At 50.2% G+C, this 15,466-nt stretch carries 10 protein-coding genes, 1 tRNA gene and 1 pseudogene; 7 read left to right on the forward strand and 5 right to left on the reverse strand.

What is annotated here, in order from left to right; genetic code table 11:
- Window positions 1-187 precede the first annotated feature (187 nt).
- Window positions 188-2,245, reverse strand: a complete 2,058-nt coding sequence (locus tag CKW31_RS21875) for a methyl-accepting chemotaxis protein (protein ID WP_095099979.1) — start codon at window positions 2,243-2,245, stop codon at window positions 188-190.
- Window positions 2,246-2,539: 294 nt separating this feature from the next.
- Between CKW31_RS21875 and CKW31_RS21880 the strand changes: the two genes are divergently transcribed.
- The 5 genes and pseudogenes from CKW31_RS21880 (at window position 2,540) to CKW31_RS21905 (ending at window position 6,812) form a co-directional block, all read left to right on the forward strand.
- A complete protein-coding gene (locus tag CKW31_RS21880; protein ID WP_095099983.1) occupies window positions 2,540-3,661 on the forward strand; it encodes a J domain-containing protein in 1,122 nt (373 codons plus the stop codon).
- 120 nt (window positions 3,662-3,781) lie between these two features.
- A tRNA-Met gene (locus CKW31_RS21885) sits at window positions 3,782-3,858 on the forward strand.
- Window positions 3,859-4,132: 274 nt separating this feature from the next.
- Window positions 4,133-5,188: pseudogene (locus CKW31_RS21890) on the forward strand (DUF927 domain-containing protein); the annotation flags it as partial.
- A 93-nt stretch (window positions 5,189-5,281) separates the two neighbouring features.
- Complete coding sequence (locus CKW31_RS21895; protein WP_095099986.1) at window positions 5,282-6,226, forward strand: chromosome segregation protein SMC; 945 nt, start codon at window positions 5,282-5,284, stop codon at window positions 6,224-6,226.
- A gap of 220 nt (window positions 6,227-6,446) precedes the next feature.
- On the forward strand, window positions 6,447-6,812 hold the full coding sequence (locus tag CKW31_RS21905; protein WP_095099993.1) for a histone-like nucleoid-structuring protein, MvaT/MvaU family: 366 nt from the start codon (window positions 6,447-6,449) through the stop codon (window positions 6,810-6,812).
- A gap of 327 nt (window positions 6,813-7,139) precedes the next feature.
- On the opposite strand, the gene CKW31_RS21910 is transcribed toward CKW31_RS21905, so the two are convergent.
- The 4 genes from CKW31_RS21910 to CKW31_RS21925 are packed head-to-tail and all read right to left on the reverse strand — an operon-like array spanning window position 7,140 to window position 12,577.
- A complete protein-coding gene (locus tag CKW31_RS21910; protein ID WP_095099996.1) occupies window positions 7,140-8,102 on the reverse strand; it encodes a hypothetical protein in 963 nt (320 codons plus the stop codon).
- The gene (locus CKW31_RS21915; RefSeq protein WP_095099999.1) at window positions 8,089-10,164 is read right to left on the reverse strand and encodes a hypothetical protein; all 2,076 of its coding nucleotides are present in this window, start codon (window positions 10,162-10,164) and stop codon (window positions 8,089-8,091) included. The genes CKW31_RS21910 and CKW31_RS21915 overlap by 14 nt, the downstream gene beginning before the upstream one ends.
- A gap of 2 nt (window positions 10,165-10,166) precedes the next feature.
- Window positions 10,167-11,129 carry a hypothetical protein gene (locus tag CKW31_RS21920; RefSeq protein ID WP_095100002.1) on the reverse strand — a complete coding sequence of 321 codons (963 nt, stop codon included), beginning with the start codon at window positions 11,127-11,129 and terminating at the stop codon, window positions 10,167-10,169.
- Window positions 11,129-12,577 carry a hypothetical protein gene (locus CKW31_RS21925; protein WP_141230174.1) on the reverse strand — a complete coding sequence of 483 codons (1,449 nt, stop codon included), beginning with the start codon at window positions 12,575-12,577 and terminating at the stop codon, window positions 11,129-11,131. Before CKW31_RS21925 ends, CKW31_RS21920 begins: the two co-directional genes overlap by 1 nt.
- Before the next feature lie 882 nt (window positions 12,578-13,459).
- Between CKW31_RS21925 and CKW31_RS21930 the strand changes: the two genes are divergently transcribed.
- Window positions 13,460-14,014, forward strand: a complete 555-nt coding sequence (locus CKW31_RS21930; protein ID WP_095100007.1) for a winged helix-turn-helix domain-containing protein — start codon at window positions 13,460-13,462, stop codon at window positions 14,012-14,014.
- 34 nt (window positions 14,015-14,048) lie between these two features.
- Complete coding sequence (locus tag CKW31_RS29890; RefSeq protein WP_176469944.1) at window positions 14,049-14,837, forward strand: hypothetical protein; 789 nt, start codon at window positions 14,049-14,051, stop codon at window positions 14,835-14,837.
- The last annotated feature ends 629 nt before the right edge of the window (window positions 14,838-15,466 follow it).

The following is a 15,466-nucleotide window of genomic DNA, read 5'->3' on the forward strand; positions in this document are numbered from 1 at the left end:
TATGCGACGCAAATCCTGTGAGTGATTCATGTTTGCCCGCAAGCTGATTGATGACGTGGGACCGGCTTTAGCCGGGAAGGCGGTATTTTTACAGATAAAATCTAAAGTCTGTCCCGGCCTCTTCCCGGCTGAAGCCGGTCCCACGTCATCATCAGTGATTCCTGTGGGAGCTGGTCTCACTCAACCCTCAATCCAGCTGGAAACGCGATGTGTTGTCGCTCAACGCGCGGCTGCCTTTGCTCAGCGTATCGGCAGCCTGATTTACAGCCCGCGCTCCTTCAAGCAAACGTCCGGCAGCCTGATCGACCTGCTGAATGTTGCCGCTGACTTCATCAGCGGTACTGGCCTGCTCTTCAACTGCAGTCGAAATCTGCGCCAGGGTGTCGGTAACGCCCTGCACGGCGCTGGCGATCTCAACCAGACGCTGACCCAGATCGGTCACCGACTGCGCGTCGTTAACTGCCTGACCACATGCAGACTCCATCAAGCCGACCGCCTGGCTCACAGTGGAACGCAGGCTATCGACAGTGCTGGCAATTTCCGCTGTAGACACCTGAGTCCGTTGCGACAGGCTGCGAACCTCATCGGCAACCACCGCAAAACCACGGCCCTGCTCGCCCGCTCGCGCCGCTTCGATGGCTGCGTTAAGCGCCAACAGGTTGGTCTGCTCGGCGATACCACGAATCGCATCAACCACCGACTGAATCTGTTGCCCTTGCTCACTGACTCGGCCCAACGCCGCAGCAGTGTCCGTCAGGCGTTGATTAAGCTGCTGAATGCTGCTGGTCGTGCGCTGGCTGTCGCGACTGCTTTCCTCAGCGATCTTGCGCGTCTGCCGGGCGCTGTCGGACGCCTGCTCACAGCTTTTCGCCACGCCTTGTGAAGTCGCTGCCAGTTCAGTTGCCGCTGCCGCGATCTGGCTGATCTGATACTGCTGCTCTTCAACTTCATTCAAGGTGCCGCTGGATTGGGTATTGAGGGTCAACACCGCACTGCCCAGTTGCTTGGTCTCATGGTTCACGCCCAGCAAACTGGTGCGCAACTGCACCACCGCCACGTTCAGCGCCGTGCTGATCGCCGCCAGTTCATCGCGACCTCGCACTTCAACCTGAACACAGAGATTACCGTCACGCAGCGACTCGGCGAGCGTGGTAATGCCGCTGGCACTGCGACGGATCGAGGCTTGCAGACAGGCGAACAGATACATCGCAGCCAGCAACAAGACGCCAAAGCAGATGCCCATCGGGATGAACTGCATGTTGGATTTCTGGTGGTAATACGCAAGACGGTTGTCCAGCGACTGCAACGACTGATTACGCAGATTTGTCAGATTATTGAGCAATGCATCGACGCTGCGCTCGAACGCCGGGGCATCAAGCTTGATCGTCGCGCCGAACACACCGTCATCCAATACCTTCAGCTCGTTAACGAGCCCTTGCATGGTTGCGTTGTAGTTTTCGGCCCACGGTTTCATTTCAGCAGGCAATTTGGCCTGCAGGAAATCGCCGGTCTTGATCAGTTGATCCTGAGCATCGGTAATCCGCCCGCGCAACTCACGCATCTGCAAACGGCTTTGCAGGCTGAACTGCCCGGTGACCACCGACGTCTGGCCAATACTCGCCATACGCCCGATACGCTCGATCAGATCAGGAATCTGCTGAGTCGACATCTGCATCAACAGATACGTCTCCAGCCACGGGTCGAGGATCAGGCCGCTGTCTGTCGCAATCTGCTCGCGCAAGGCCTGCACATTGCCCAAGGCATTGGTGAACCGGTCATAGCCATCCGGCCACCAGCCGACAGTGCGCAAGGAGGCAATGTCCATGCCGGTGACTGAAGCTTTCAGCGTTTCATAGCGCTTGAGTGCATCAGCACCGGCTTCTTCTTTTCTGAGCGAGGCCTCGAGCGACTCAAGTGCCTGCGCGATACGCGGGCCTGCGGCGTCCATCGCCGTCATAGCGGCTTTGGCGGCCGGCGTCGGCTCTTTCAAAATGTCAGAGGCCTTCCAGCGCGCAGCATTATCCCGCTGATGGGAAAGCTCGCTATCGAGCTGATCCAGGGCCAGCAACTGAGTGACTCCCGAGCGTTCGCCCGCGATCGTCGCGAGTTTGCTGAGATAGTCCTGGCCGATCATCCAGAGGCTGCCCACCAGCGGCAGCATGAACAGAAGAAACAGCATCTGAAACTTACGCGCGAAACCAAAACGGCTAAGCATGCGCATACCCGGCGACAAAAGACTGTACATGACCGACCTACTCCCCCAGAACACCCGGCAGAAACGGCAGGAGCCATCGCAGATGTCTTCGAAAAACTACTACCGGCAAAATGCCATGTTATTGATTGAATTACGATAGCCGCCGAGCGCTTCTTGATTGGCGCCATTGCAGAAACCGTCAACTTTAAGATCACCAAGCAATATTCAGACCGTGTAGGCGATTGCTGTTTTCACCAGTAGGAAGCTTCCCGCTTGGTGGACTGCCCCTACAAAAGTACGTCACCAATGGTTACGCTTTGTCATTTCCCGGAGGAGAGACCCCAAATGGTCGGCAAAAACCCGCAGCTGAGCGTGGCGCCTCAACCCGCCGGAGCCAAACCCAATCCTCAGCAAAAACGCTTTAATAGCCTGCTGAAAAAGATCGAAACCCACCGCAGCACGCTGGAAGGCTGGAGCACCGCCGAACAGGGATACACGCAGCTCTGGGCTGAAGAGTTCAGGCCGGCCATCGAGCAAATCAGTGCGGTGCAACTGGAGTTGCTGCGTACGCTGGATGCCGCCAGCTCGCAGATAAAACTCAGCAAACAAGACCGGGCAACCTTGACTGACATCGTCTGTGACCTGGTCGAGGCCCTCATGGACGAATCGCATCCTGACAGCCAGGAACTCAAGGAGATTTTTGCCAGGCATTTCGGCGAAGACTTCGACGACGTTCAGCAAGAGGAGCTGGCGCACTTCAAAGCGCACATGGAGCATAAGTTTGATCTCGACCTCTCGGACGGTGATCACATCACCTCTGAGCATGAGTTTGTCGAATTCCTGCAAGAGAAACTGTCGAGCCATGCCGATGCCGCCGACCGCGATGAGCAATTCTCAGAACCTCCGAAAAAGTCAGCCCATGAACGGCGCAAAGAAGAGGACCAAGCCAAAAGTAGCCAGTCCGTACGTGAGGTCTATCGCAAACTCGCCAGCGCCCTCCACCCCGACCGGGAAACCGATGAACACGAGCGAGCACGCAAAACCGACCTCATGCAGCGAGTCAATAAGGCCTATGCCGAGAAAGACTTGCTGAGCCTGCTGCAACTGCAACTTGAGATCGAACAGATCGATACCGACCACATCAGCAACCTGCCGCTGGAACGCATCAAGCACTACAACCGGGTGCTGGCCGAGCAGGTCAAGGATCTCGAGGAAGAGATTCACGTGCAGAACATGATCTTCAACGGCCGATTCGCCCTCTCCCCGTATGAGACCACCAAACCAGCGCAGGTCCTGCGCAAGTGCAACAAAGTGATCAACGAACTGGATGCCGAGCTTTTCGATAGGGAACAAGAGGTCGCCTTCCTGCAAGAATCGCCGAAAAACATCAAAGTCTGGCTACGCGCGCAACGGGATCAGCTTGACGAAATGCTGGACTCAGGCCTGCTGGACGATCTTTTTCGCTAACGGCAACCGGGTTTCGTCCTTGAATAGCGGGGCGAAACCCTAACCGCTTGATCACACGCATAAATTTTTCAGAACAAGGGTTGACACATATCCCTTATCCGCGAATAATGCGCGCCACTTGGCTACATAGCTCAGTTGGTTAGAGCATAGCATTCATAATGCTGGGGTCCGGGGTTCAAGTCCCTGTGTAGCCACCAAGTACCTGCTTCGTGACATCATCGATGCTCATGAAACAACAAGAAGCCCGCCTAGTGCGGGCTTTCTTGTTTCTGGGGTTAATAAATCCCAGCGCCATCTCGCCTTGCATGCCGATACATAACTTATCGGATGCCCCTCCCCTCTATCAGTTTTTATGCGCACATGCTGCGCATGAATCATCCGTATTTCATCCATACCACGATCGATTGGGCTGCATGCAACTGCACGTAACTACCTCATTTATGCTGGATCGCGCCAAGTGCTCATAGCGCTCGACTTGAATCAATCGCCGCCGCGCACTCTGACGGGCTATTGGTGCTGGATGAGATCGGCATGTGTGATCCGCGCATCATTGGCGAAACGGTTTACATGCTGGGCAATGGCACCGGCAAGGCCCGCGCCAATGACCGGGGGCAATCAGGCCGCCAGGTTCAGGAGTGGCGCTTGCTGTTCCTGTCGACCGGAGAGAAGACCTTGGCGCAGCACATGGCCGAAGCCAATAAGGAGCTCAAAGCCGGTATGGAGGTGCGCATGCTCGCCATTCCAGCGGACGCGAGCAAAGGCATGGGCATGTTCGACCAGCTCAACGGTTTTGATGATGCCGCCGCCCTCTCCGACGCGCTCAAAGCGCGCGTGGCGAAGTTCTACGGCACACCCTTGACCGCCTTCCTGTCAGCGCTGTGCGAGCCCAGTAAACGACACGGCTGGTCATCTATCTTGCGCCATAGCTTGGAGGCGTTTGTTGCCAGAGCGTTGCCAGCATCCGCTAGCGGGCAAGCACACCGCGCCGCTGCCCGATTCGGATTGGCAGCTGCCGCAGGCGAGCTGGCCACCGCCATGGGCATTACAGGTTGGCCCGATGGCACGGCTACCACTGCTGCGCGGGTTTGCCTGAGCGCTTGGCTCAATGAGCGCGGCGGCGCGGGTAACTTTGAATCGGACGCCATTCTGGCGCGGTTGCGCTAGGTCATCGAACGCTTCGGTGAAAGCCGCTTTACACGCTGGGAGTCGGCAGCCGCAAAGATTGATGAGCACGGTCCACGCACCATCGACCGGCTGGGCTTTCGCAAGTCTTTGGAGCACGGTCTTGGGGATGAATTGCACACCACCAATACCTACTACGTATTGCCCGAAGCGTGGCGTTCAGAGGTGTTCAAAGGCATGAACATCAACGCCGTGAACAAGGAATTGCTGCAGCGAGGCGTGCTAGAGCCGGGCGGTGATGGCAAAGCGTCGAGTCTGATCCGGCTGCCGGGCCTCGGCACGCAACGTTGCTATGTCGTGAAAACGATTCAGGGATTGGCTGAAAACGAGGCTCGGGCTGACTGAGGGCATCTGCATCAATCGAGGTAGCGCCGGCTTATTCCCGGCCTCGCCAGCCATTCAACCAACCCACATTCGAATTAGATAGAGACAAGACAAATGAACGAGATTCAAAAACTGAAAGACCGTCGTTACGAATTGCTGAGCGAGGCAGAACAACTGCAAGCCGAAATGCTGCCACTTGAAACGGCGCTGGAAAGTGAGGAACCCATTGAACCAGACCGCGAAGACGAATTGCGGGAGAAGTACAACGAGATGAAACGGAATTTCGATTCGCGCAAAAACAACGCCGACCTTTTGGACAGGAAGATCAATCGCCGCGAAAACCTCGCCAACTGCGTCGCCCTAATGGCGGGGTACATCGAAGTGATGGATAACTGGACCGCTGATGAGCGGGAGTTGAAGGAGAAGCGCCAAAGCCTCAGTACCCGCTTGGAGCAGATTCAGGAGCAGGCGGAAGAGGACATGGCGAAAGCTCGGCAGGCCGAGATGGACGCTGCCACAGCTTACGCGCAGGCAGTCGCTTGGGGTGATACCGAAGGCGAAAAGACCGTCAACACTGATGCGCAAAAGGCGGTGAAGAACCTCACGGTGGTCACCGAACACAATCGTCGCCAACACCTGATCATGACAGCCTTGGAGCAAGAGCTGGTCACCGTAGACAAACACATCGCAGAAGCATTGATAAAGCATAAAGAGATTGAGCGAACCGCCCTGTTGCTTTCGCAGACAGTACTTGAAGAGCAGTGGAACGAGGCCGCAAAAACATTGTTCGAGGTGGGCGGAAAGCTGTGGGCGAATTACAACCTGATTGGCCGTGACCAGATCGGACTTATGAAGCTCGCAGTTCCAGAGCAAGGCGAGAGCTTTGGGAAGTGGACGTGGGAAGAGCTATCAGCTCGCTCGCGACAGTACCGCGCGCGTGACTTAATCCAGCTCGACGGCTTACCGACACCTCACCAACCTGAAGTCATGAGCAACCTGGAACAACGTAAGGATGAACGTAATGAGCAAGCCGATACAGAACAGCGCCAGTTGGTCTGACATGCTCAAAACCCGGAAGGCCCATCTAACTGCCCTGCTGAAGATCATCAACGCAGGCGAGGGCAAATCCAGTCCAATAAAAACCCTAACGATTAACGCGATTAAATCGGAAATGAAGCACATTGACAGCCAATTGAATCGTCGAAAATAGCGCTGAACTTATAAACAGCTAGTTTTATCCTATAAACCGCACATGACCACTCTGAAAAAGGGAAACACAATGTCCAAACTCGCAGAATACCGTCAGCTGGAAAAACACCTCGCCGAGCAACTCCAGGCACTGGAAGCTCTGAAAGGTGATGATGGGCTGAAGAGAGAAATCGAGTTCGAAACGAAGCTGCGCAAGCTACTCGAACAGTATGGGTTTAGCCTGAAGCACATCGTCAACATTCTAGAGCCGCAAGCTACCGCGAGGCGTTCAGCCGCAGCCCCAGCCGCCAGTACACGCAAACCACGCGAGCTCAAGGTCTACAAAAACCCCAATACTGGTGAAGTGATCGAGACCAAAGGTGGCAACCACAAAGCTTTGAAAGAGTGGAAAGCGAAACACGGAGCCAATGTCGTCGAAGGATGGCTGAAGAAGTAAATCTGCTGCGTCTGAAAAAGGGCCCATGCGGACCCTTTTTGCTATAGGTGTCAAGCTACAAAATCACCTCTCAGACCTGTGTCGATTGAGGAAAACTTTAGGAGGGTCATATTGCCCTGCAACAAAATTTAAGCACTGCTTTCCGCTGGAGGCAATCGTTAACGACCCGGCTGCTTAAAACCGATTTCTCTTCAAAGAGGACCAAAATCGAAGTGACGCGGCCACCCTCAGAACTATCAAGATTAGCGCCCTCTTCCTCAAAAAAACCAGTGATGACAGCATATGGGACTTTCATCGGAACCTCAGCGTACTGCCACCGCTCTCATGTTAAATAGTCCAGGCTGGTAGTTCTATAGAATATCTCCATATTTCAGCGGTACCTATAGATGTTTCTTGTTCATAGCCGTTTGCAAAAGGGAATACTATGCTCGAAGCATTATTTTTTGCGTATAGGTAATACAAAGCAAAGCCTAGTGCTTGCGCCTTAGTAGAAAGAGGGCTCAAATACAAGTTAGTGATCGGCTTTTTTAACGACTCCGCTTGCACTACTTCGTGGATTCGCTCAGCGGTAGAGAATGGATCGTTTACGGGAGCATAATATCGCTGCTTGCCTCTCCCAGTTGGAAACGCTGCTTCTGGAGCCTTACTAGCCCGAACAACACTCTCCTGATACATATCTGCTCTAAGAGAAGGAAACCCCCACAATGTAACTATATTTGCGAAGTCTTTATGCTCAGCGACTTGCTTGAGTAGTTCGTGATCATAGCCAATACCTAGGAGCAGAATATCGTTCGAGCTTTCATTGTTTGGCTCACCTTCAAACCCGGCGATTGATCGAACTAGCGTTACCGGACCAGCAGAAAAATTGGTATCATCTTTTTTCTGATATCGAACAGGTTCAGAATAAATTGCGTCAAACTTCAGAAGACCGTAATACTGTAGCAACTTGATCATAAACAATAAGTGCGGCCGCATAAATCCGGTTATATCAATACAGATTCGCTTACCTGCCAGAGACTGAGCGTACTTCTCAAAAAACTCGTTCAAAAACTCAGATTCTTCCATCTGCGACGAGTAGAACACCTCTCCGCTTACGGGATACTCAGATTCGTTAAACTGGTATTGTGGAAAAATCAGCCATAGTTTTAAGGACGCTTGACATTTATCGAACACGGCTCCAATTCGATCGCTCAAATTATATGCAGAAATGAATACATCATACTGGGCGTCAAGCGGCCAGCTGCCTTCTATCGGCAAGCGAGTTTTATAGAAGTAATCAAATCGCATCATCGTCACCAAAATCCAATGAAAGAGTGCCGTTGGTGGATAGCTCTTCCATATGCGGACGATTTAACTGAGCTCTCGACTTGCCAAAATTAGGAGCCTTCATACCTAAGGTTGCCTCGTTCAACTCCTTTTGAAAGCCTGAGCTGTCAAGCGTACCGAATATGGCTTCCGCTACGCCATGGGGCAAGCGGACATCTCCGCGAACAGATACGGGTAGATCCCACTTGGGCGACAGCATAGGGTTGAGTTGATATTTTTCATCGACGCGCTTGGAGTTTGCGTTGGGACGCCCTTTAGGGTGGCGAAAAATATATGACCAATTTTCCGCTCGTTTAAGATTGTATTTGGCGGCTTCTGACAGCTTAGACACATCCAAGCTGAAGGCCAATGGAGATACCTCAACTGGTTTTGAGGAAAAGCGCACTTCGCGGAGATATTCAGCTAAACGCTCTACTGCTCTCTGAACGTTAGGAACGTCCGCACCTGGCCTAGCGTCTTCGTCAAAGAAAAAGCCGGCGCTTTGTATGACAGCTTCGGCTTGAGTCAGGATTGGAATAGGCCCCTCTCGGAATGGGCGATCACCATTGAACGATGCCCATTTGTAAACATTTTGCAGTATTACCAACAGATTTCTTGGGACACAGGCTGACATTCTGACGAACGAATCGAATCCAGCATACATTGGAGTTGGTGACTGTTTGTAATCTCGATATAACTGAGCCAACAAATCTATAGCGAAGTGCCCGTATAAAGTTTTGTGCCGACCGGGTTCACCTGCAAGAAAACCTTTGCATTCTTCGGAAATTAATTCCGCTGACTTAGTTACGTCTTTTCCCCGATACCAGTCTTGGTAAAGCATGAAAATGTTAACTTTCTCAACCAGTGGATGCTCATGAACGCTGAGCAAAGAAATTATTCTTTTAGCGACAGAAGCAGTTGCGACGGTATTATTTGTCCCCTTTGAATGAAGCTGATCACGAAGCTTCTTAAAGTACGGGCGCTCGGATGACTTGGCTATTCCGACTAATTCTTTAGTGTGGCTACGATAGTAATCGTCTGAACTATACGTTTCAAAAAAACTCTGCAGCAACCCCTTAAGTTTTTGTTCACCCGGTTTATTCGCGAAACCTCCGTCCTCTAAACGCTTGGCGCATAATTCCCTTGAAAACTCTTTGAACGCCTCCCCTTTAGACCTCAGAATCTGATCCAAATATAATGCTTTAAACTCTGAACCCTCCTTGTTTTCTTCATCAGTACCGTAATTAGCAAGAGTTTTGATGCCGTACAATCGAGCACCAAGCCTAAAGGTGCAAGGATCCATTGAATGACGAATTAGAGTATTCAAAAACTTTTGTTGATCTACGGTTAAGTTCTCAACCTCATCCACCAAATATATAAACCGAAGTTTCTCGAATATCTTTATTCGTTTCGTTACGAGCGCCGGCACGCCAAAGAGCAAAGATCCGGGACTTAGCAGTATACTTACATTGAGCGTTCTAGTGAATACACAGTTATTTACACTCAGGTCGACAGCTTTCCGTAGTGAAACTATAAAATCCAGAAGGCCTGTTAGGGTATCTGGTTCTTGGGTTGGCTGCTCGTCCAGCAGCAGCAACACATCGCCAACCAAGGAGTTGAGCTCAAGCATTAACTTGTGATCGAACTTTGATAAATCTATCAATGTAAGTATCAGGTTTTCAACCAGTCGTAGCTCAAAATAATAATTAAACAGCGTCCCCCACTTTTCTCCGTCCTGGCCTTTCCCGGAGAATTTCCCCGTATCTAGGGTGTTAGCACGGAGGAAAATTCCGATATAGCCTTCGCTTACCAGACCTTTTATCGAATGATCCGGAAATCGGAGTTTTTGCACTGGGTAGGAGCAATATCGCATTAAGTGTGTCTTACCGCTCCCCTTACCTCCGAGAATATGCATTGACGTAATCGAAGTTGGTTCCAGCAAAGCCTGAAGTTCTTGCCCTTTAAAATCAACCCAAAAATCTTTTATCTGGAGGTCGGAATAGTCAGCAGCCCGAATAAGATCAAATGGATTAGTATTGTTTTCCATGATCACGCTCCATATTTCTTATCAAATCGTTTGAAAATCGGCACCCAAGAGGTTGATAGTGGATTATCGAACCACATAATTGGCAAAGAATTATCAGGGGTGTTGTGCAAGAATGAAAGTAGCAGCTGACCATTTTTATAGCCTAAAACATGATCGCTAGGTAGTAGCTTAGCGCCGTAACCCGCAGCGACATCTTGTGCACTTTGCTTGTCTAGACCATTGGGAAGGTTTGCAAATGCCCTTGCATTCGGCGAAAAGCATTTAAATGTTTCATCCAATTCAAACACGCAAGAAACGTTATCCCCAAAGTATTCTGGTTTTCTTGCCGTCTTCAAACCTTTAGTTGTAGCAAATAAAGCGTAGTAGTGACATTCGACCCCTGGAAAGCGGCGAATCTCTTTAAGTTTGTGCGAGAGATACTGTTCAATTTGCGAGCCAGACCCTAGCAAATCATCGATAAATACGTACCGCTTTATGCTTTTATCGTGCTGCGAAATTTGGACTTGCCCTTGATTATCACGGGTTAATTTGAAAATGTCACCGCTATCAATAAACAAATCCTTCCCTAGATCATTTATCTGCCTGAAATAGTACAGAAGATGAGGGCCGCTTTCTGAAGGATTTCCTACCCCGACGAATCGAGTCTTGAGACGTTCCTCTAAAAAAAGGGGCTCGATAATTCCAGGGTCTAAAGTATCGTTATTAGCACGACGGATTTGAGATGTTATTGGGTGTCGGTATAGTGTCTGATATACACACTTAAGCATCTCCCTAAGCAAATCAAGCCCAAAATAGTTAACTTGTGAAAGCAAGTGTAACGCGTGCAACTTTTCATTACTTTCATCTTTGAACTGGCCATTGAAATTTTCTAGCCAAGCTTCAACATCGGGCCAAGTTAGGCGAGAGTCCCAAGCTTGCTGAGAAAGAACTTCAATCTTACGCTTTAAGATGTCTTTTAGTTCCATTAAATAATCTTCCTCAAAACCAAGACCCACTCACGAGTTATAAGGCTGGCGGTTTTGTTGCGCTTGGTCATCAAACCTCTTGATTTGATCGAGTCGATAAGCTTCAGCCGTAGCTCCATACCCAAACTTTCACAAATCTCCAGCAAATAGTCTGAAGACATAAACTCATGCCCGCATACGATATTATTCCCAATCACCAAGACAAGTTGTCCGCCCGGCTTCAAAACTCTAAAAACTTCTGTAAGTGCCTGTCGCATCTCGATCAAATAGGTGGAGGCGATAGATGCTCGCAGAGGGTTGACTTCGTATACGTTTCTTAAGATTTTGTCAGCTTCGTCTATTCCTGTGCTAGAAAAGCTCATGTATTTCTGCTTTGGTATGTGCTCTCTACCAATATTTTGGTCTTCGAGACCGCGAAGCTCGCAAGGCTTCGCATACTCTAGCCAGCCTAAGTTAAGGCTAGTCGCCCTAATGTACTTCTGCGCTCCTGCATACGGCGGAGAAGTTATCACTAAGTCTATGGAGCTAGAAGCTAAGGGTTGTCCCGACTCAACAACTAATCTGCGCGCATCTTTTCCCGCCAGACAAGGTCTATGCGTGCCGCTGTCCATGGCGGATAATTCGCGCATGCGTTTTAGGTTTGATTCGAACTGCTCCGAGAAAAAATCAATTACGCTTATAGACTTGCGATCCCTTCGACCTGGATAGTCTTTGATTTTTACTGGGACTGATAACCGTGGATCCGCCAAACTGCTTTTTCTTGTAATCGCTGAAAATGTGACCAGCAGAAAGTCTTTAATTATGCCACTAGGTTGATGGCCTATAGCTGCTTTAAGTCGACTTAGATGCTTGATGGTTTCAGGAGTGTACCAGTGCTCGATATTTACGATTTCAGGATGAGACCGAGTACGATTTTTTTTGAAGTCTGAAAGGCACTGTTTAAACGCCTCGGTAAGATCCTTTTCACTAACAAGGGTCGTCTTTGCTGAAGTTATCAAACGCGCTAATGGGTTAGCATCAGCATAGAACGCCTCACGACCGGATAGCATTGCCTCTAAAGCAACTGTTCCTGTGCCTGAAAAAGGGTCAAGCACCCGACCTGATAGGGGGCAGACCCGATCTGACGCCAAGAAGAAGTGCGCAATGTGTGGCAAAAGCTTCGCTGGGTAGCTATGAATGTAGTGCGTCGCACGCTCTCCGACCTTCATCCATGGCACGAGCTCTCGGAATGAGACCTCCTGGGCCTCTCCCGAATTTATGAAGTTGGCGAGTAAGCGGTCAAGGATGGCATCAGTGGAGAACGGATACCCCTTACCTCGCCACTGGACGAATTTATTCATTCCCGTTTGCTCTAGCGAAGCACTCAAAAGAAGCTGGCAAGGTTTTTTCCGTTTGTTTGATCGTTTGTAAATACGTTTAGCAAGACCCGATGCAGTCAGAGCCTCCATTTTGGAGCGTATCCTATCATCGGTGAGGGCTGGACGCTCGGTCGTCACCTTTACAACGGCCGTTTGGGGCGAACGCATATCGCTGATCGGAAGGCCCCTCAAAAGTTGAGCTCTGTTCCTCTCTGCTATAGACCAATATGTTACACAGATCCGCGTTGTTACACCGAATATCGGGATTGCTCTTGACCAATGTTACTCAGAATTTATTCTTTAAATTCAATGGCTTGAGGAATTCTGTTACACCAGTAACACCTGTAACACGACATTTATTAGGTATCTGCCCCCGCCCCCCCATAATAAAAGCTCCCACCGCGATGAACATGCCAGCGAGAGCGGGGACCCGATGAGGGAATCAGCGTCGGAAACCCGCAGGACTTGTTAGCGGGCAGGCACTCAGCTTAGTGAACAGTGAACCGGGTGAACACCCAGTTCACCAGTGCAGTTGCACAGATCATGTGAGGTCACTGGGGACCCTGAGCGTTTCTAAATGACACGGGGCATAAAACCCGCGCGTTCGTGTTAGCTGCTGGATTTTTGAAGTTGGTTGACAGGTTGAGGGAGTTGACTCGGTTGACGATCACCATGCGTCCGGTATCAGCACCATAAAGTGGCATCCTTACCAACACGGTAATGATGCCCTGTTTTCTTCAAGATCCTTTCAATTTCAACGTTGAAATTTCAGTAAGCTGGGGAAACTACCGCTAACAAGATCTCGCGGGTTTCCGACCCCGTACTGAGAGATAAAGCTCAGGGTCCCCGGCAGGTTTTCAATCAGGCTAGACCTAAGGTCTGTTCCTCTCACTTGCTCACTTCGCTCGCATGCGAATCATGAAGCAGATAAGCTGCGCAGCTCACTACGTAACTCATCAAAATGGACTTCAGATGACGACTAAGGTCAGCAACCCCCTCACCGTTGTAGCTATATTTTCGACTCTCGCTGAAGGCTTCGCGACCATCTCTCTGATAAATCTTCCTCCTGAAATACAGTCCGTCTTCGTGTATTTCGTGATGATTTTCCCAGTGCTCATCGTCGGCGTTTTTTTTGCACTGCTGAACTGGAATCACACCGTCCTATACGCCCCAAGCGACTTTGAAAACGAAGAGATGTATATCGAATCGCTTAAGTTGAAGGAACGTGTAAAAACCGAGGTCATCGGCAGCTTGACCGATGCAGTCGGTGGCGAGGTCCAGCTATCTCCGGAGCAGGTGCAAAGAATTACAGAAAAGGTCGGGGGAGCAGTTGAACAGGCGACAATGGACTCTCGCAAAGAGAAAATTCTGAGCCTTCTGGTCGATGGAGAACTTTCGACTCACGAGGTTTACGAGCGGATGAATATCAGCAAAGTGTATGTCTATAGGCTCCTAGGGGAGCTCCATACTGATGGCAAAGTTGACCAGCGTAAGGAAGGCCGCCACGCATTTTGGTCCCTGCCATGATTGCTCGAAATGACTACTATCTAGGACGACAAGCATGTTTTGGAAGCGATACAAGACGGTCCGCGTAGAGATCACCACGCCTATCAGCATCAAGCAGCCTCTGGACACAGAATCCTCTAGCCAGGGTAAAGAGGCGGCAAAGCGCGAAAAAAGGATAGATGCTGACCTAACATTCAAATTCGCAACATTCACGTTCTTGATCCTGCAGGCAATACTGATCATCCGAGGATACCTAGAGCTCGCAGCCTATTATGAGCAATTCGGTATAGCGACAAGCGAGCTGGACCTGAGCACCCCCACGCTTTTGGTATACGGGTACAGCTACACTTTTTCCGGGCTAATGGCCGCGATAGATCTGATCCCTATCATTGGAGCCTTCATTCCGACAGCGATATTTATCGCTATCGGGGCAGCGGCCACGTTTCTCTACGTCGCAATGCACCAAGCAAGCCCCATTAAAGACAGGCTTCAGAGCAGCTTGTTGGTTGGCACAGCGCTCTTGCTGATATTCATTGCCCCAGTGTTAGCTGTTCATAACGGTGTCGATAGAGCCGAACGACGTTACGAGGCTGAGACCGGCGTCAAGGCAAGCTACGGAATATTCCCTGAGCACAGCATTGTCACGGATCAGAAGGAAACGCTCACGGGACGAATAGTCGTGGCTGATACGAAGTCCACTTTCATCCAGGTTAAAGATACCGTTTATAAAATCGATAATGCCTCAAACCGCGTAATGAGGAAGACACTGATCAAGCCAAAGCTACCAAAAGAGAGTGGGAAATCGCCCCTTGGCGGCAGGTCAAGCTCGGCTGAAAACAGTTAGCAGGATGAGCCGTGTATGCCCACATGTATGCCTATGGGATAAAACAAAAATAAAAATCAATGAATACAATAGCTTAAAGTCTAGGTTCAAATGACTGTGTACCACCAAGTACCTGCTTCGTGACATCATCGATGCTCATGAAGCAACAAGAAGCCCGCCTAGTGCGGGCTTTCTTGTTTTTGGCGTTTGCACATTCTTTATCTCTACGTACCAAGGGATCCTGGCTCCAGCCCCAATGCGCCTTACGGCTCTCTGGATTCCGCATTCGACGCTCACAGCAATCAGCGAGCAATCAAAATGGATATGGCAGCATTTTATCGTTCTTACAATTTGCCCTTCTCCGTCCAGACATCATGTCTTGGGCATGGACTTTCTGTTTGTATTGTAAATCCTGCCAACTTTCTGAAACACGATAATTCGATCAAGAGTCCGCCAGGAAAAATAGATAATATCATCGCTTCCGAACAACTCTGAGTATGATATCAATCTCCTGTAATAGCATCACCGAACATATCATATTTGCTGCCAACAAAAAGCTCTACTCAGCGCCCATAACACTGGTATGCCCAATAAAAAATTAGCAACTTATGAAACATGGAGCTATTAAGCACGCCGCGCCGCTGGGAGTG

This window comes from Pseudomonas sp. Irchel 3A5 (assembly GCF_900187575.1).
GTDB classification, from domain to species: Bacteria; Pseudomonadota; Gammaproteobacteria; order Pseudomonadales; family Pseudomonadaceae; genus Aquipseudomonas; species Aquipseudomonas folii.